The sequence below is a fragment of the Sinobaca sp. H24 genome (assembly GCF_023845525.1).
This window is the reverse complement of the sequence record NZ_JALBWT010000003.1, coordinates 30,427-48,603: the sequence shown is the minus strand read 5'-3', so window position 1 is coordinate 48,603 and position 18,177 is coordinate 30,427. Positions and strand designations below refer to the sequence as shown.

The following is an 18,177-nucleotide window of genomic DNA, read 5'->3' as shown; positions in this document are numbered from 1 at the left end:
GAGGCGTATGTTATGGATTTAGGGCTGAAAGGAAAAGCCGTCGTTGTTCTTGCGTCAAGTAAGGGTCTTGGATTTGCTGCTGCCTCTTTGTACGCAGAAGAAGGAGCCAACGTCATGCTCGCCGGCCGCGAAGAAGACAGCCTGGCGGAAGCGGCAGCTGTTGTAAAAGGCGAGGGCTCTGTATACTGGCACGTATGCGACGTTACCAATCCGGAAGACATAAAACAGCTGATGAATGAAGCTGAAAATAAACTGGGCGGCATCGATGTGCTCGTGAACAATACCGGCGGACCGCCCGCCGGGGATTTTGAAGATATGGAAGATGAAGACTGGCAGTATGCGTTTGAGCTGACGCTGTTCAGCTATATCCGCGCGATACGGGCGGCCCTTCCGCTGCTGAAAAAAAGCAGGGGTCGGATCGTGAATATTGCTTCGTCCTCGATTAAACAGCCGGTGGACCATCTGCTGCTCTCCAATACGTTCCGCTCCGGGATTGCCGGCTTTTCCAAAAGCCTTGCGATTGAATTTGCGCCGCACGGTATTTTAATTAATACCGTAGGGCCGGGAAGAATTGAAACCGGCCGGACGACAAGCCTGCTGGAAAAAACCGCAGCGCGTGAAGGCGTTACGTTTGAAGAGGCAAAACAACAAAGCGAAGCCTCCATTCCGCTTGGCCGCTACGGCCTTCCGGAAGAATTTGCGAGACAGGTCGTGTTTTTGGGCTCCCCGGCCAATTCCTATACGACCGGTCAGATTATCCTCGTCGAAGGCGGTGCGGTCAGCGCCTATTAAAGATAGGACCTTACCTGCGTTTCAGAACGCCCAGGCAGGGTATTAAATAAGCAATGACATAATGGAATAGAGAGGGGTATGTAAAATGAAAAAAGCATTTCTGGCTGTTGCAGGAGGCTCGATGTTTATGCTGGCCGCATGCGGCGGGGGAGGCGGCGGAGAAGAAGAGGATACTACCGCGGCTCCCGAACAGCTGTACCAGCAGAACTGTGCCACCTGTCACGGGGAGAACCTCGAAGGCAACAATGGCCCGGCACTCGATGGCGGAAACCTTGAAGAAGATCAGGTACTTACCATGATTGAAAACGGAGGCAACGGCATGCCGGCCGGTCTTTTGGAAGGCGCTGAAGCAGAAAGTGTTGCAACCTGGGTTGCAGAACAGTAGTATATAAGTAATGGTTAAAGATTGGAGAGACCTCTCTCCTTTCTTTTTTTATTAATTACCAGGTATTTAGTATTGGTTTTTTCCTCCTTGCTTTCCTCCCTCTGCCTTAACGCATCTTTTTCCCTTGTGAACTATTTAATCTGTATGTCCACTAAAAAAGAAGGAAGTGACTACGTGACACCACGAATTCCCCGCTTTGAAAAGAATTTTACCCCTGATTATTCCGCTTTACATAAAAGAAAGCTCCCCTTGCTTCCCGCTGCGGCATTCTGTCTGTGTTTGCTGGTAAGTATGGAAGCAGACACCGAAGCAGCAGAAGAAAAAATGGTAATTGTCCTTCCGCCGGTGCCGGCAGAACACGTAAAAAAAGAAGCTGCGGCGGTATTTTCTATTTCAGATGAGCCGGTGCAGACCTTTGCCGCTTTTCCGGCAGCAGAAGAAACAGTATCCGGATTTGTCCGCCCGGCGACCGGACGAATCACATCGGAATATGGGCCGCGCAACGGCCGCATGCATCACGGTATTGATATCGGCCGGGGCGGCCGGATGAATGTGCCGGTCACAGCCGCCGCAGCCGGTACCGTTGTGGAAGCCAAATATCGTAACGGCTACGGCAATACTGTGATGGTATCCCACACAATGAACGGCAGGGAGATGATGACGCTTTACGCACATCTGGCTTCGATCAGCGTCGCCGCCGGCCGGACCGTGGCACAGGGTGAAACGCTTGGACTGATGGGAAACACAGGCGCTTCCCGGGGACCCCATCTTCATTTTGAAGTGCATGAAGGCGTCTGGGACACCCGGAAGTCCCGTTCCGTCAATCCGCGCCGGTACGTTGATTTTTAAGAAAAAAGCTCCGGAAAGCCTGTTGGCCTCCGGAGCTTATAGGTGGTTAAAGGATCTGTTTTAACGCTTCAATAACAGCAAACACGTCCTCGTCTGTACTATAAGGGCCGAGGCTGAAACGGACAGCGCCCGCGCCTTCCTGCTCGGTAAGTCCGAGAGCCCGGAGAGCAGCCGATAATTCCACCGAACCGCTGTGGCAGGCGGCCCCTGTTGAAGCTGCCAGAAAAGGCATCTGCTGCAGAAGGTCCTGGCCGGTGATGCCTGTAAAGCGGACATGCAGCGTGTTGGGTAGCGTGTGAACCGGATGGCCGTTACGGTGCACCCGGAGCGGGAAATTCTGCTGCAGCAGTTCCCAGAATAAATCGCGCAGCCTCTCTACCTTGGCTATGTCAATAGAAGCAGCATCCACACACGCTTCTCCGAGGGCGGCAGTGAACAATACGTTTTCCGTTCCGGCCCGTCTGCCCGTCTCATGAGAAGCTCCGTGAAGCAGGGGGGCCAGGGCAGTCGTTTTTCTGATGTACAGCGCACCGACCCCTTTCGGCGCATAAATTTTATGTCCGGCAATGGTCAGAAAGTCAACATCAAGGTCATTCACATTCACAGGAATTTTGCCAAGTGATTGTGAAGCGTCGGTATGAAACGGCACCTTGAACCGGCGTGCAATGGCGCTGATTTCTTCAATGGGCTGAACGGTTCCTGTTTCATTATTGGCATGCATAACGGAAATGAGCGCCGTGTCTTTCGTAATGGCTGCCTCAATATCAAACGGATTAACACGGCCGTAGGAATCCGTCCCAACATAGGTGACAACAGCTCCATGCTTTTCCAGATAGCGGCAGGGTTCCATTACTGCAGGGTGCTCGACAGCAGTTGTAATGATATGGCAGGGCTTGGCTCCGCACAGCTCGTATATTCCTTTTAACACATGGTTGTTTCCTTCTGTTCCACCGCTCGTAAATACTATTTCGCCGGGCTCGGCGCCGATAAAATCCGCCACGCGGCTGCGTGCTTTCTCGACTGCCTTTTTGGCTTCTGTGCCGGCCCAGTGCCCGGCGGAAGGATTGCCGTAGGACCGGTCCATCCAGTAGGAAAGAACGGTTTTTACATTGGTGGAAAGCGGGGTGCTTGCATTGTAATCCATGTACACCTGTCTCATAGTAGGTGCCGCCTTTCTATAATATGTAGTATTTTTATTTTAGCATATGCGGTGCAGGCAGATATGTGAAAAACAGGGATATTTTCATTTGTTACATGCTTCTTTCATGCTAGAATAAAGGAAGTATGTTTATTGCAATGGAGAAGACACAATAAGTCCGACGCGATTACTGAAACACAGCAGCCAGAGCACATAATGGAGTGGATTATATATGGGATGGAATAAAAAGACGGCAGCAGCGCTCACGGGCGCAGCGCTGGTCGCGGGAACAGGAGGCGTGTTTCTAGGCGCCAACCTCTCAGACACTGGTTCTGATACTTCCGGAAGTGCGGGCCAGGCTTCTACGGGAGATGCACATACGGAGGACATGGAGCGGTTCGAACAAGTATACGGCACGATCAGTGAAGACTATATGGATGAAGTAGACTCCGGCCAGCTGATGGAAGGGGCGATGGAAGGGATGATCGAAGAGCTTGGCGATCCCCACTCCTCCTACATGAATCAGGAAATGTCAGAAGAGTTTAATCAGTCACTGGAATCCTCTTTTGAAGGCATCGGAGCAGAGGTGAGTCTCATTGACGATACCGTCACGATCGTGGCACCGTTCCAGGATTCTCCGGCCGAGCAGGCCGGTCTGCAGCCAAATGACCAGGTGCTCGAAGTGGACGGGGAATCGACGGAAGGAGAAACGCTTAATGAAACCGTGCTCCGTATCCGCGGGGAGCAGGGAACCGACGTAACGCTTACCGTGCAGCGTGCCGGAAGCAGCGAACCGTTTGATGTTGTAGTAGAACGTGATGAGATACCGGTTGAAACCGTGCAATCGGAAATAATCGAAGAAGATGGATCCAGAATCGGCCACCTTTCCTTAACTTCCTTTGGAGAAAGCACGGCTTCCGAGTTTGAAGAACAGCTTAATTCCCTCGAGGAAGAAGGGATGGATGCGCTGATTATTGATGTACGCGGAAATCCGGGCGGCTATTTAAATGCCGTGGAAGAAATCGGCGAACTGGTTATTTCCAGCGACAAGCCGCTCGTGCAGATTGAAGATAGAAACGAGCAGGTGGAGGAGTTCACGAGCGATCTTGCCGAACCGAAAGACTATCCGATTGTCGGCGTCATTGACGAAGGCAGTGTATCGGCTTCCGAGATTCTCGCAGGTGCATTAAAAGAAGCCGGCAGCTATGACCTGGTCGGACAGACCACCTACGGCAAAGGAACGGTACAGCAGTCGATGGAGCTTGGAGACGGCAGCCAGCTGAAGCTTTCCATGTTCAAGTGGTTGACGCCGGACGGCAACTGGATCGATGGAGATGGCGTAGAGCCTACTATTGAAGTAGAGCAGCCTGATTACTTTACTTCCGCTGCTCTTGATCCGGAAGAGCCACTCGAGCTTGACCAGGTCGGAGAAGATATCGGAACAGCCCAGAATATGCTGCAGGGACTTGGATACGAGCCGGGACGCTCCGACGGATACTTCAATGAAGAAACCGAAACAGCCGTGCAGAACTTCCAGGAGGAACAGGATCTGGAAGCAAACGGAACAATTGATGAGGATACGGCAGAGGCGCTGAACCAGGCCCTGCTCGAAAATATCCGTGATCCGGAAAACGACGCCCAGCTTGAACGCGCCCTGCAGGAAGCTGCCGAGCAGTCATCTGAATAAATAAACCGCAGGCAGGGCGTCTCCTGCCTGTGCTTTTCATTTAAATAAAACAAATTACCGACTAAGTCAAAGGATAGGAAAGGAAGGTGCTTCATTGGACTGGATAACGTGGTTATGGGAAATAGCGAGGGCGGTAGGCTGGTTTTTTGCCAACCCCCTTACATATGTAATTATCGGTACAGCTTTGTGGATAGGCTCTAAAAGAGTAAAACAGGAGCGGAAGGATTTTAAGACGAGGCTTTACCCGCCGCTCTACGATGTACTTGTATCGATCTGGCCGGGCATCGCCTACGGCCTGCTCGTATCGATACTGGTCGTGGTGTCAGGGCTTTTCGTACCGCTGGAAGTACTGGCGGCAGCCGCTGTATTGTGGATATTATTTATCGTCTGCGGACTGATGCGTTTTGCTACTCCGGCTCATGTGCTCGGACTGAGCGTAATAGCCGCGCACGTAGTTCCGCTTATTTGGAACCCGACAGGCAGCTTCTGGGGCGGCATCATTTTGTCCCTGCAGGAGGCGGATCTGCGTCCTGCGTTCGTACTTACAGCACTGCTTGTTCTTACAGAAGGACTGCTTCTTCTCCGAACGAAACGGCATCATACGTCTCCTTACCTTTTTAAAACACCACGGGGCAAGTGGCAGGGAGCTCATCGTCTAAAGCGGATATGGCTTCTGCCGGCGTTTATTCTCGTACCAGGGGATGCGCTTCAGGCCATCGGCTGGTGGCCGCTGTTTCCTATAGAAGGAACCGGCCTTTCCCTGCTGCTGTTTCCATTTGCCGCAGCTCTCAGGCTCGACATTATCGGAAGCGTTCCGCAGCAGGCTGTGCGTCGTATCGGTGGAAAAATTGTGCTCTGGGGTCTTGTCCTTGGAGCCGCAGCCGGTGCTGCCTATTTGGTTGACTATCCGATCTACATCGCAGCCGTTGCAGCTCTTCTCGGAAGAGAATGGATTACGTGGTCACAGAAACGCCGGGAAGCATCGAGCCGGCCGATCTACACTGTGCCGGACCGGGGTCTGCGCGTAGCAGGCATTCTTCCATACTCTCCGGCTGAGAAAATGGATATCAAGCCGGGAGAAATAATTACCAGGGTCAACGGGCAGACAGTGACGAATGAAAATGACCTTTACCAGGCGATTCAGCTTAATTCCGCCTACAGCAAAATCGGTGTCATCGACCTGAATCAGGAGCTGCGCTATACGCAGATCGCGGTTTACGCAAACGAACATTATCTGCTCGGCTTATTGCTTGTAAAACAAGAGTAGGATGCTTATACTTTATAGAACCAGACGAAAAGACCATCTGTTGAGGATGGTCTTTTACGTCTCTCTAAAACGAACATGTATTCGTTTTTTGCGTTTGGAAACAGCGTAAATGTGGTATAATGAAGCAGAATAATAGACGAGAATTTTAAGAATATGGAGGCGGACACGCCATGAGCGAAGCATTTGAATTAGTATCCAAATACAAGCCGGAAGGCGATCAGCCCAATGCAATAAAAGCGCTGAACGAAGGGCTGCGTGAAGGCAGGAAGTATCAGACCCTGCTCGGCGCTACAGGAACGGGAAAGACGTTTACCGTCTCGAATGTCGTTCAGGAAATAAAAAAACCGACACTTGTTATTGCCCACAATAAAACGCTGGCCGGCCAGCTTTACAGTGAATTTAAAGAACTCTTCCCGAACAACGCGGTGGAGTATTTTGTCAGTTATTATGATTACTACCAGCCAGAAGCCTATATTCCGCAGACGGATATGTTTATTGAAAAAGATGCGAGCATTAACGACGAAATTGACAAGCTCCGCCACTCCGCGACAAGCTCGCTGTTTGAGCGTGATGATGTCATTGTTGTAGCCAGTGTCTCCTGCATCTACGGTCTTGGTTCCCCGGAAGATTACCGGGACCTTGTGCTGTCGCTCCGAAAAGATATGGAAATGGAGCGCAATGAACTGCTGCGCCGGCTTGTGGATATACAATATGACCGCAATGACATTAATTTTGTGCGCGGAACGTTCCGCGTGCGCGGTGATGTCGTGGAAATTTTCCCGGCTTCACGCGATGAGCAGTGTATCCGCGTGGAATTTTTTGGGGATGAAATTGACCGCATTACGGAAGTGAACGCCCTGACAGGAGAAATCAACGGCGAACGCAGCCACGTGGCGATTTTTCCGGCGTCCCACTTTGTAACCAGAGAAGAGAAGCTGAACAAAGCGATCATAAATATAGAAAAAGAGCTGGAAGATCAGCTTGCCGTTTTCCGCTCCGAGGATAAACTGCTCGAAGCACAGCGGCTCGAACAGCGCACCAGGTACGATATCGAAATGATGCAGGAGATGGGCTTCTGCTCAGGAATCGAGAACTACTCCCGCCATCTGACATTCCGGAACCCGGGCGATTCTCCCTACACGCTGCTTGATTTCTTTCCGGACGATTTTCTGATCGTTGTCGATGAGTCCCACGTCACCCTTCCTCAGGTGCGGGGCATGTACAACGGGGACCGGGCTAGAAAAGAAGTGCTCGTCAATCACGGGTTCCGCCTGCCTTCCGCGATGGACAACCGCCCGCTGAAGTTTGATGAATTTCAGGAACGCGTTCATCAGGCATTGTTTATTTCTGCAACACCGGGAGCGTTCGAAGAAGAGCATACGCCGGAAATGATTGAGCAGATTATCCGCCCGACCGGCTTAATTGATCCAACGATCGACATCCGTCCAATTGAAGGGCAGATTGATGACCTGATTGGTGAAATTAATGAAAGGGCGTCCCGAAACGAGCGTGTGCTCATTACGACGCTCACGAAGAAAATGTCAGAAGACCTGACCGACTATTTAAAAGAAGTAGGAATACGGGTGAAGTATCTTCACTCCGATATTAAGACGCTTGACCGCATAGATATTGTCCGCCAGCTGCGCATGGGCCATTTTGACGCGCTTGTCGGAATTAACCTGTTAAGAGAAGGCCTCGATATTCCGGAAGTATCGCTCGTTACGATTCTCGACGCGGACAAAGAAGGATTTCTGCGCGCTGAACGCTCCTTAATCCAGACGATGGGACGGGCGGCAAGAAACGCCAACGGCCACGTTATTATGTATGCTGACCGGATTACAAAATCGATGGATATCGCTATTTCCGAAACGAACCGGCGCCGCGAGATTCAGCTTGCCTACAACGAAGAGCACGGTATTACGCCGAAAACCATTCAGAAATCCATTCCGGAATTAATTAAGGCGACTATTGTGACCGAAGATGGGGAAGAAGTGGAACAGGTACCTATGCTTTCGAAAATGAACAAAACCGAACGCCGGAAATATGCAGATGAGCTTGAGGCGGAAATGAAGCAGGCAGCAAGAGACCTGCAGTTTGAACGAGCCGCTGAACTTCGTGACCTCGTTCTTGAATTAAAAGCGGAAGGATAGATAGAATGGCACTGGAAAACTTACAAATTAAAGGCGCACGCTCCCACAACTTAAAGAACGTAGATATTACGATACCAAGAGACAAACTGATTGTATTTACAGGATTATCGGGCTCAGGGAAATCCTCCCTGGCCTTTGATACGATATACGCAGAAGGGCAGAGACGCTATGTTGAATCGCTTTCTGCCTATGCCCGCCAGTTTCTCGGGCAGATGGATAAGCCGGACGTGGACTCTATTGAAGGGCTCTCTCCGGCCATTTCCATTGACCAGAAAACAACGAGCAAAAACCCCCGTTCCACGGTAGGGACGGTTACGGAAATTTATGACTACCTGCGGCTTCTATTTGCCCGCATCGGCCGGCCGGTCTGTCCGAACCACGGCATTGAAATTGCTTCACAGACCGTACAGCAGATGGTGGACCGGATGATGGCCTATCCGGAGCGGACGAAAATGCAAATTTTATCGCCACTTATTTCAGGGCGCAAAGGCGAGCACGTAAAAGTGCTCGAAGACTTGAAAAAAGAAGGCTATGTCCGTGTCCGCGTAGACGGGGAAATGCGCGAAGTAAGCGATGATATTACGCTTGAAAAAAATAAAAAGCACAGTATTGAAGCGGTGATTGACCGGGTTGTTATTAAGCCGGACGTGGAAACAAGACTTGCCGACTCGCTGGAAACAGCCCTGCGCCTAGGCGATGGCCAGGCAAAAATTGATGTCATCGGGGAAGAAGAGCTATTATTCAGCCAGCATCACGCCTGCCCGCACTGTGGATTTTCCATTGGTGAACTGGAGCCGCGCCTGTTTTCCTTTAACAGCCCATTTGGTGCATGCCCATCGTGTGATGGTCTTGGCAGCAAGCTGGAAGTGGACAAAGAACTGGTTATTCCGGATCCGGATCTGACGCTCAAAGAGCATGCTATTGCCGCATGGAAGCCGACGAGCTCCCAGTACTATCCACAGCTTCTTGAATCCGTATGCCGCCATTTTGATATTAAAATGGATGTACCGGTCAAGAAAATTTCTGAAAAGAAGATGGATATCCTTTTACATGGAAGCACGAAAGAAAAAATGACGTTCCGGTATGAAAATGACCGCGGCGGTGTAAGAGAGCGCAAGATCTATTTTGAAGGCGTACTGGAAAATATTAACCGCCGCTATCATGAAACGAGCTCCGATTACATCAGGGAGCAGATGGAACAATATATGACGAGCAAGCCTTGTCCGACCTGCAAAGGCCACCGCCTTCGTAAAGAAAGCCTGTCGGTGAAGATTAATGATCATCATGTCGGCCAGGTAACCGATATGAGCATCAAGAACGCAATGGAGTTTTTCGGAGAGTCTATTCATTTGACGGACAAAGAAAAAGAAATTGCAAACATGATTCTAAGAGAAATTGAAGAACGTCTCGGCTTTTTAAACAATGTCGGTCTCGACTACCTGACGCTCAGCCGGGCAGCCGGTACGCTCTCCGGCGGGGAAGCCCAGCGGATCCGTCTTGCCACACAGATTGGTTCTTCTCTGATGGGTGTTCTCTATATACTCGATGAGCCGTCGATCGGCCTCCATCAGCGCGATAACGACCGTCTGATTGCCACACTGCAGCGGATGAGGGACCTCGGCAATACGCTAATTGTAGTGGAACACGATGAAGACACGATGCTTGCCGCCGACCACATTGTCGACATCGGCCCCGGCGCAGGGATGCACGGCGGTTATATTATTTCGGAAGGCACGCCGGAGGAAGTTATGGCAGATAAAGACTCTTTGACCGGCCAGTATTTGTCCGGCGAGCGCTTTATTCCGCTGCCGGCGGAACGCAGAAAGCCTCAGGGACGCTGGCTGAAAATCAAAGGTGCTTCCGAAAATAACTTAAAGCGGGTAAATGCGGACTTCCCGCTCGGGTTGTTTACTGCAATCACCGGCGTATCAGGCTCCGGAAAAAGTACGTTGATTAATGACATCCTTTACAAATCCGTAGCGCAGAAGCTGTATAAGAGCAAGCACAAGCCGGGCGCCCACAAATCCGTGGAAGGTCTTGACCAGCTTGAAAAGGTTATTGATATTGACCAGTCTCCGATCGGCCGAACCCCGCGTTCGAATCCGGCTACGTATACCGGCGTGTTTGATGACATCCGCGACGTATTTTCGCTGACGAATGAAGCGAAGCTGCGCGGCTATAAAAAAGGACGCTTCAGCTTTAACGTAAAAGGCGGACGCTGTGAAGCCTGCCGCGGGGACGGGATTATAAAAATTGAGATGCACTTTCTTCCCGATGTGTACGTTTCCTGCGAAGAATGCGAAGGCAGACGGTATAATCGGGAAACGCTGGATATTAAATACAAAGGAAAAAACATTGCCGACGTTCTGGAAATGACCGTGGAAGAGGCAGTAGACTTCTTTGAAAACATTCCAAAAATCAAACGCAAAATCCAGACGTTATATGATGTCGGATTAGGGTATATAAAACTAGGACAGCAGGCAACGACGCTTTCCGGCGGGGAAGCCCAGCGAGTGAAGCTTGCTTCCCAGCTTCACAAGCGATCCACCGGTAAATCGCTCTACATTCTTGATGAGCCGACTACCGGCCTGCACGTAGACGATATTGACCGCCTGCTTAAAGTACTGCAGCGCCTTGTAGATAATGGCGATACGGTACTGGTCATTGAACACAATCTGGACGTCATTAAAACGGTGGATTATATCGTCGATCTCGGCCCGGAAGGCGGAGACAACGGCGGTACCATCGTTGCGAAAGGCACGCCGGAGAAAATAGCGAAGGTGGAGGAATCCTACACCGGCTATTATTTAAAGCCGATTCTTGAACGGGAAGAAGAACGGATGAAAACCCGCCGCCTGCAGGCGGATCGGGTAGCAGAAGCTTCTTCCTGAACGCCGTCCCATTAAAATGAAACGTCCCTGCAGGTCTTTCGTAAATAAAGAATACAAGAAGCCGCCAGTCGCGGTGAATGAAAAGATACCTGAAAGGAAGGGTACAGCATGGAAGAAGAACGCAGACAAATTTTACGCATGATTGAAGAGGGAAAAATTTCAGCAGAGGAAGGAGTCCGTCTTTTGGAAGCATTGTCAGCTGACAAAAGCGGCTCATCCCGTTCAGGCAGAAAAAATAACTCCACGCGGTCCAGCCAGCGTTCCTCCGGCGGTTTCGGTGCGGATCCATTTAATATCTTCCGCGATGCGGCAGGGCGTGCGTTTCAGCGCAGAGACCGTCAGCCGCCGTTTGACAAAGAGAAAAAAATGTTTCAGGAATGGTCGGATCAGGCAAGTTCTTTTGTCGATACCGCTGTAAAAAAAGTAAAAGAAATGGATCTCGACTTCAACTTTGGTCCATACACAGAAGTGAGCCACACATTTGAGCTGCAGCACCTCAGCGACAAAAATATTGAGTTTGCGCTTGAAAATGGCTCCTTCGAATGGAAAACATGGGACATGCCCGGCATCAAAATCGACTGCCGTGTGAAAGTCTACCGCGAAGAGTCGGAAGAGCAGGCGTCCAGCCGTTTTCTAAACGACGCCGAATTCGGCTCCGAGGACGGTCGTCTGCTGTTCCGGACCAAATCCAAAGCGATGAAAGTGGAAGCTGTAGTCTATGTGCCGTCCAAACGGTATGAGTCCATTAAATGGCACACGTTTAACGGTCATTTAAAAGGGGAATCTATCGATACAGACCGCTTCTCTGCCAAGGCATCAAACGGTTCCCTTTTCTTCCGGGACGTTCAGGCTTCCCGCATGTTCGCGGAAACGGGTAACGGTCCGATTACGCTTCAGGGCGGCAGCGCCGACCTTGCTACGCTGAAAACATGGAATGGATCCGTTATGTGCCGGGCGGAAGTGAAAGATCTTGAAGTCGAAGTGTTTAATGGTTCTGTGACCGGCATTCTTTCCTATAAAGAAGATGCAAAAGCGGTTATTCAGGCCAAAACAGGCAATATTGACCTTGAGCTGGAACCTTCCGCGCGTACGGACGGCCATCTCGAAACGATGACCGGTACGTATCATAATGATTTAGCCGAAGTGGAAATACTCGAAGAACAAAAAGAATTTGTCCAAAAATCAGTGCGGTTTATGTCACGTCCAACCGCTTCTCCAACTTTGAGACTGGAAGCGTTGACGAAGACGGGCTCTATTACGGTAAAGCCAAAGATATAAACCACAGACAAGGAGATGTATGATGAAGAAAAAATTGTATCGTTCCGAAACCGATAAGATGCTTGCAGGTATATGTGGAGGACTGGCGGACTATTTAAACGTAAACACCACGCTTGTGCGTGTCAGTACCGTTATTCTTTCCCTGCTTACGTCAGGTGTTCCGATTATTATTCTTTATATCGTATTGGCGTTCGTGCTGCCTAAAGAAGGAAGCGCGAGCTGATGGTAGGCTGCTTAACGCCTTTTCTCATTAATACGCTGACGCTTATGGCGGTTGCGGGTGTCTTTAATGGATTTTACCTGGAAGGTTTTGGTGCGGCCCTTATGGCAGGTATTATCCTGACCGTGGTTAACTTTTTCATCCGCCCGCTTCTCGTCCTGCTGACGCTGCCGTTTACCGTTGTTACGTTTGGGTTGTTTATATTCGTTATTAACGCGCTCATGCTTATGCTTACAGCAGCATTGATGGGAAGCGCTTTTGAAATTTCCGGATTCGGCATGGCTCTGCTTGCATCCATTATTATTGCCCTGCTGAATATGGTGCTTTCTAATTTCATTGCGGACCCTTTAAGCAAAGGAAGCCGCCGCTGATACCTCTCCATCCCTGACAGGATGCCGTCTTTCGGCATCCTGTTTTTTATGGGCAGGCAACGTTATCCTTTGCCTGCAAATCATGCTACAATGAAAAAAGTGACAGCGCCCGGATGGGCAAGAACGAGTGGAGGGAAAAGCATGGCGAAGGTGACAGCAAAGGACCTGGTCGAGCATTTTGATTTTGAGGTGCTTGCCGGGCATGAAGGCGTATATCGCGCAATTACAACTAGTGATATTTCCCGGCCGGGAATTGAGATGGCCGGTTATTTTACGTATTATCCTGCCAAACGGCTGCAGCTTCTGGGAAGAACAGAGCTTTCTTTTTACCAGCAGCTCAATGATGAAGAAAAGCAGGAGCGGATGGAAAAGCTGTGTACATATGATACCCCTGGGATTATCATTTCCCGGGACCTGACCGCCCCGGATGAATTGATTAATAACGCAAATAAAGTCGGCGTTCCGCTTATGCGGGCAGACGTGACGACCACGAGGCTGAGCAGTCAGATTACGACATTTCTGGAAACAAAGCTCGCTAAATCAACCGCCATGCACGGCGTCCTGATGGACATTTACGGTATAGGCGTACTTCTTACCGGGGCAAGCGGCGTCGGTAAAAGTGAAACCGCACTGGACCTGGTGCGCCGAGGGCATCGTCTCGTAGCGGACGACTCTGTGGAAATCCGCCAGGAACAGGGCAACACGCTTGTCGGACGCGCGCCTGAGTTGATTCAGCACCTATTGGAAATCCGCGGACTCGGTATTATTGACGTGATGACGCTGTTCGGTGCCGGCGCCGTCCGTCCATTCAAACGGATTGCGCTGACGATTAACCTGGAGCTTTGGGACGACAAAAAAGCCTACGACCGTCTGGGAATTGAAGAAGTTACCGTGAAAATTATTGATTCTGAAATACCAAGATTAACTATTCCGGTTCGTCCGGGAAGAAACCTTGCGGTTATCGTAGAGGTGGCAGCCATGAACTTCAGACTGAAACGAATGGGTATTAATACCGCGCAGGAGTTTTCGGACCGCCTGACCGGTGTTATTGAAGAAGGCGACAAAGAAGATTTTTAAGAAGAGGTGACAGGCATTGTTATTTTCAATACAGCCCATCGACCGCACAGCCCTGGAGCTTGGGCCGCTGACGGTTTACTGGTATGGGATTATTATCGGCCTCGGAGCCGTCCTCGGGTATATTATTGCCAACCGGGAAGCTAAAAAAAGAGGCATGCCGGCTGATATTATTGCGGACCTGCTTATTTTCGCAGTGCCGATCGCGATAATATCCGCCAGGTTATATTATGTGATATTTAGCTGGGATTATTATTCGCAGAATCCCGGCAGTATTTTAGCAATCTGGGAAGGCGGTCTTGCCATCCACGGAGCGTTAATCGGATCTGTGATCACGGCCGTCATTTTTGCCCGTGTCCGGAAGATTTCCTTCTGGAAGCTTGCCGATATTGTGGCACCGAGTATTATACTCGGGCAGGCTATAGGACGCTGGGGGAACTTTATGAATCAGGAGGCCCATGGCGGACCGGTGACAAGAGAATTTTTGGAAGGGCTGTTTCTTCCGGATTTTATTATTAACCAGATGTTTATTGAGGGCATTTATTATCACCCTACTTTTTTATATGAGTCCTTATGGAATCTGCCGGCTTTGCCGTTCTGATTTGGCTCCGCCGATTTAATCTCCGCCGCGGCGAGATGTTCCTTTCCTATGTAATCTGGTATTCTGCCGGTCGCTTCTTTATAGAAGGAATGCGCACAGACAGCCTGATGATCGGAGAGGTTCTGCGCACGGCCCAGGTGATTTCTATCGTACTGATAGCTGCTGCCTTTCTATTGATGTGGTACCGCCGTTTGAAAATGAACGCAACCGCGCACTATCTCGATGACGATGGCGGCGGACTGGAAACAGAAAAACCGGCCGCAAAAAGCACGCCTAAAAAACAAAAGAAAAAATAAGGAGGCTGCCCATGGCCGTAAATACCATGTTGTTCGATCTGGACGGCACGTTAATTAATACGAACCCGTTAATTATTTCTTCATTTGAATACACGCTGAACCTCTATTATCCGGGAGTCTACAGTCGTGACGACATTATTGGAATGATCGGCACGCCGCTTCTGGAGAATTTCGAAAATATTGATGCGGAACGTGCACCGGAACTGGTGAAAACGTATCAAACGCATAACATGGAGCATCACGATGCATTAATTGAAGAATATGAAGGGGTAAAAGAAGCGATTCATTCCCTGCATGAAAGAGGATTCAAGCTCGGTATTGTAACGACGAAAAGACGGGAAGCAGCGCTTCGCGGGGCAGAAAAAATGGACCTGCTTCCGTATTTCTCCACGATGGTGGCTATAGAAGACGTAGAGCACGCCAAGCCGCACCCGCAGCCTGTTCAGCTTGCCATGAACATTCTTGGCGCTGTGCCGGAGGAAACGATCATGGTCGGCGACAGCCAGTATGATATTTTATCCGGTCAGAATGCCGGCGTTACAACAGCCGGCGTTTCCTGGACGATCAAGGGAGAAGAATGGCTGCAGACGTTTGAACCGGACCATATGCTTCAGGATATGCGCGAGCTGTTACGGCTTTATGATGGAGTGCATATCTAATGCGACGCACGGACCGTTACCCTGTCACGTCATCGAACGCCCTGTGGCAGGTGTACAAAACGGTGTCGTTCTGGAAAGTAATGAAAAATTTTATTGTTATTCAGCTGGCGCGGTATACCCCGTTTCTTTCGATGAAAAACTGGCTGTACCGGACGTTTCTCGGTATGAGAGTCGGGGAACAGACCGCATTCGCCCTGATGGTGATGGTCGATGTCATGTTTCCGGAAAAAATCACGATCGGGAAAAATTCCATTATCGGGTACAATACGACGATACTCACTCATGAATATTTAATTGATGAGTACCGGCTGGGCGAAGTGATCATCGGCAGCAATGTGATGATCGGAGCTAATACCACAGTGCTTCCGGGCGTGACGATCGGAGACGGCGCCGTGATTTCAGCGGCAACCCTCGTCTATAAAGATGTGCCGGCCGGAGCTTTTGTCGGGGGCAATCCGATGGTAGAGATAAAAAAACCGCAAAGCTGAAAGCCAGCCAGTACTCTCTCCTTATAAATGATCCATGCCGGCTGTTTTTGACAGACTGAAGCTTCTTTTGCCAAAAAAGAAGCTTTTTTCTTTCCAGGTGGTTTTCTATTGACCCCTCCCTGAATTGTGTGTAAACTACAAAATATATTCTTTACCTTAGTAGTACATTAGCGAACTAAAGCAAATAGATGAGCAATCAAAGGAGAGTTACCATAAATGAGCCAGCCTTTTATGTTTGAAAAGCCCGTAGGAATGAGAGACAGGCTGCCTGGATATTTTCAGGCAAAAGATGCGATTCGGCGTTCGACCGCAGGGGAAATGGAAAAATGGGGATACTTAACCATCGAAACGCCCACTTTGGAATATTACGAAACAGTCGGAAGTGCTTCAGCTATCCTCGACCAGCAGCTGTTTAAGCTCTTGGACCAGCAGGGAGATACGCTCGTTCTGCGTCCGGATATGACAGCGCCTATTGCAAGAGTGGCGGCTTCAAGCCTGCAGGATCAGGCGTTTCCACTCCGCCTTTCCTACCACACCAATTTATTCCGGGCCCAGCAGAGAGAAGGCGGACGTCCGGCGGAATTTGAACAGGTGGGAGTCGAGCTGATCGGTGACGGCACCACGAGTGCCGATGGAGAAGTAATTGCCCTGATGGCAGCGGCTCTTGAAGGCACGGGTCTGAAGGATTTCCGCATTGCAGCGGGACATATCGGGTTTGTTAATGCACTGCTTGTGGATGTACTTGGAAACGATGAACGGGCAGATGAACTGCGCCGCTTTTTATATGAGAAAAATTATGTAGGCTACCGGTATCACGTGAAGCAGCTTCCTTTATCTACTATTGATAAAAACAGGCTGCTCGGCCTGCTAAAGCTCCGCGGAGGCGAATCGGTGCTCGAAGAGGCATCCGCTTTAAGCAGCCATCCGCAGGCGAAAAAGGCAGTAGAAGACCTTAAGCAGCTGTTTGACGTCCTGCGGGCCTATGGCGTGAGCGAGCTGGTTACGCTTGACCTTAACCTCGTCATGCATATGAGCTACTATACGGGAATTGTATTTGAAGGATATGGAAACAATCTCGGCGTGCCTTTATCCAGCGGCGGACGCTACGATGAACTGCTTCAGAAATTCGACCGGCCGGCTCAGGCGACAGGGTTTGGCATCCGTCTCGATCTTCTTGCAGAAGCGCTCCAGCCTTCCGAGGAATTTCCAGAGCCCTCCTGTATTGTGTTCAGCAAAGAGCGCCGTGCCGAAGCGATCGCAGAAGCGGTGAAACGCAGAAAAAACGGTGAACGCGTTGTGCTTCAGGATCTTCAGGGCTTAGAGAGCGTTGGACCAGCTGAGCGAAGCCTACACCGACCTTTACTATTACATTGGAAAAAAGAAAGAGGCCGATACGCATGAGTGATTTTTTAACGATAGCAATGCCGAAAGGGCGTATCTTTGAAGAAGCAGTTGATCTGTTAAGAGAAGCGGGCTTTCCCATCCCGCCGGAATTTGATGACTCCCGCAAGCTGATTATAGACGCTCCGGAAGCGAATATGCGCTTTATTCTGGCAAAGCCGATGGATGTTCCCACCTATGTAGAGCACGGAGTGGCGGATCTTGGCGTGGCCGGCAAAGACACGATGATTGAGGAAGAACGCGTCGTGTACGAAGTGCTCGATCTTCATATCAGCGCCTGCTACATGGCGGTGGCATCCCTTCCCGGCTATCAGAAAACGGATATTAATCCGAAAGTCGCCTCCAAGTATCCTCACCTGGCAGCCCAATATTTTAAAGAGCAGGGCGAACAAGTGGAAATTATTAAACTCAACGGATCGATCGAGCTTGCGCCTATGGTAGGCCTGGCCGACCGAATCGTCGATATTGTCTCCACCGGCCAGACGCTGAAGGAAAACGGCCTTGTTGAACTGGAGACCATTGTGCCGATTACATCAAGACTGATCGTTAATCCGGTCAGCTATAGAATCAAGGACAAACAAATTGATGAAGTTGTGGAACGGCTCGCGAAAGTGGTAGAGGAGGAGTAAC

General features: G+C 50.2%; 15 protein-coding genes and 2 pseudogenes. 16 read left to right on the top strand and 1 reads right to left on the bottom strand.

What is annotated here, in order from left to right; all coding sequences use genetic code 11:
• Positions 1–12 precede the first annotated feature (12 nt).
• From MMY81_RS05950 to MMY81_RS05940, 3 genes are all read left to right on the top strand, one after another.
• Positions 13–792: an SDR family oxidoreductase gene (locus tag MMY81_RS05950; RefSeq protein ID WP_252312048.1), complete on the top strand. Its 780-nt coding sequence runs from the start codon at positions 13–15 to the stop codon at positions 790–792.
• Positions 793–877: 85 nt separating this feature from the next.
• The gene (locus MMY81_RS05945) at positions 878–1,177 is read left to right on the top strand and encodes a c-type cytochrome (RefSeq protein WP_252312047.1); all 300 of its coding nucleotides are present in this window, start codon (positions 878–880) and stop codon (positions 1,175–1,177) included.
• 291 nt (positions 1,178–1,468) lie between these two features.
• Positions 1,469–2,026, top strand: a complete 558-nt coding sequence (locus tag MMY81_RS05940) for a M23 family metallopeptidase (RefSeq protein ID WP_252312046.1) — start codon at positions 1,469–1,471, stop codon at positions 2,024–2,026.
• A 46-nt stretch (positions 2,027–2,072) separates the two neighbouring features.
• Here MMY81_RS05940 and MMY81_RS05935 read toward each other — a convergent pair whose 3' ends face one another.
• A complete protein-coding gene (locus MMY81_RS05935) occupies positions 2,073–3,185 on the bottom strand; it encodes a cysteine desulfurase family protein (RefSeq protein WP_252312045.1) in 1,113 nt (370 codons plus the stop codon).
• Between the two features lie 211 nt (positions 3,186–3,396).
• Here MMY81_RS05935 and MMY81_RS05930 point away from each other — a divergent pair, with 211 nt between their 5' ends.
• The 13 genes and pseudogenes from MMY81_RS05930 (at position 3,397) to hisG (ending at position 18,176) form a co-directional block, all read left to right on the top strand.
• Positions 3,397–4,851 carry a S41 family peptidase gene (locus MMY81_RS05930; protein ID WP_252312044.1) on the top strand — a complete coding sequence of 485 codons (1,455 nt, stop codon included), beginning with the start codon at positions 3,397–3,399 and terminating at the stop codon, positions 4,849–4,851.
• A gap of 94 nt (positions 4,852–4,945) precedes the next feature.
• Positions 4,946–6,118: a PDZ domain-containing protein gene (locus MMY81_RS05925; protein WP_252312043.1), complete on the top strand. Its 1,173-nt coding sequence runs from the start codon at positions 4,946–4,948 to the stop codon at positions 6,116–6,118.
• Positions 6,119–6,288: 170 nt separating this feature from the next.
• Positions 6,289–8,268, top strand: coding sequence for an excinuclease ABC subunit UvrB (gene uvrB, locus MMY81_RS05920; RefSeq protein ID WP_252312042.1), 1,980 nt, complete (start codon positions 6,289–6,291; stop codon positions 8,266–8,268).
• 5 nt (positions 8,269–8,273) lie between these two features.
• Entirely contained in the window at positions 8,274–11,159 is a 2,886-nt protein-coding gene (gene uvrA, locus MMY81_RS05915; protein WP_252312041.1) for an excinuclease ABC subunit UvrA, read from the top strand.
• Positions 11,160–11,267: 108 nt separating this feature from the next.
• Positions 11,268–12,437, top strand: coding sequence for a DUF4097 family beta strand repeat-containing protein (locus MMY81_RS05910; RefSeq protein ID WP_252312040.1), 1,170 nt, complete (start codon positions 11,268–11,270; stop codon positions 12,435–12,437).
• A 22-nt stretch (positions 12,438–12,459) separates the two neighbouring features.
• Entirely contained in the window at positions 12,460–12,660 is a 201-nt protein-coding gene (locus tag MMY81_RS05905; protein WP_120191941.1) for a PspC domain-containing protein, read from the top strand.
• Positions 12,660–13,028, top strand: coding sequence for a phage holin family protein (locus MMY81_RS05900; RefSeq protein WP_252312039.1), 369 nt, complete (start codon positions 12,660–12,662; stop codon positions 13,026–13,028). Before MMY81_RS05905 ends, MMY81_RS05900 begins: the two co-directional genes overlap by 1 nt.
• Positions 13,029–13,169: 141 nt before the next feature.
• The gene (gene hprK / locus MMY81_RS05895) at positions 13,170–14,105 is read left to right on the top strand and encodes an HPr(Ser) kinase/phosphatase (protein ID WP_252312038.1); all 936 of its coding nucleotides are present in this window, start codon (positions 13,170–13,172) and stop codon (positions 14,103–14,105) included.
• 16 nt (positions 14,106–14,121) lie between these two features.
• Positions 14,122–14,999 (top strand): annotated as a pseudogene (gene lgt, locus MMY81_RS05890) (prolipoprotein diacylglyceryl transferase).
• Between the two features lie 11 nt (positions 15,000–15,010).
• A complete protein-coding gene (gene ppaX, locus MMY81_RS05885; RefSeq protein ID WP_252312037.1) occupies positions 15,011–15,658 on the top strand; it encodes a pyrophosphatase PpaX in 648 nt (215 codons plus the stop codon).
• Positions 15,658–16,146 (top strand): acyltransferase, encoded by a 489-nt coding sequence (locus tag MMY81_RS05880; RefSeq protein ID WP_120191945.1) that lies wholly within the window; start codon positions 15,658–15,660, stop codon positions 16,144–16,146. Before ppaX ends, MMY81_RS05880 begins: the two co-directional genes overlap by 1 nt.
• Before the next feature lie 216 nt (positions 16,147–16,362).
• A pseudogene (locus MMY81_RS05875) lies at positions 16,363–17,551 on the top strand (ATP phosphoribosyltransferase regulatory subunit).
• Positions 17,544–18,176 (top strand): ATP phosphoribosyltransferase, encoded by a 633-nt coding sequence (hisG, locus tag MMY81_RS05870; RefSeq protein ID WP_252312035.1) that lies wholly within the window; start codon positions 17,544–17,546, stop codon positions 18,174–18,176. Before MMY81_RS05875 ends, hisG begins: the two are co-directional and overlap by 8 nt.
• The last annotated feature ends 1 nt before the right edge of the window (position 18,177 follow it).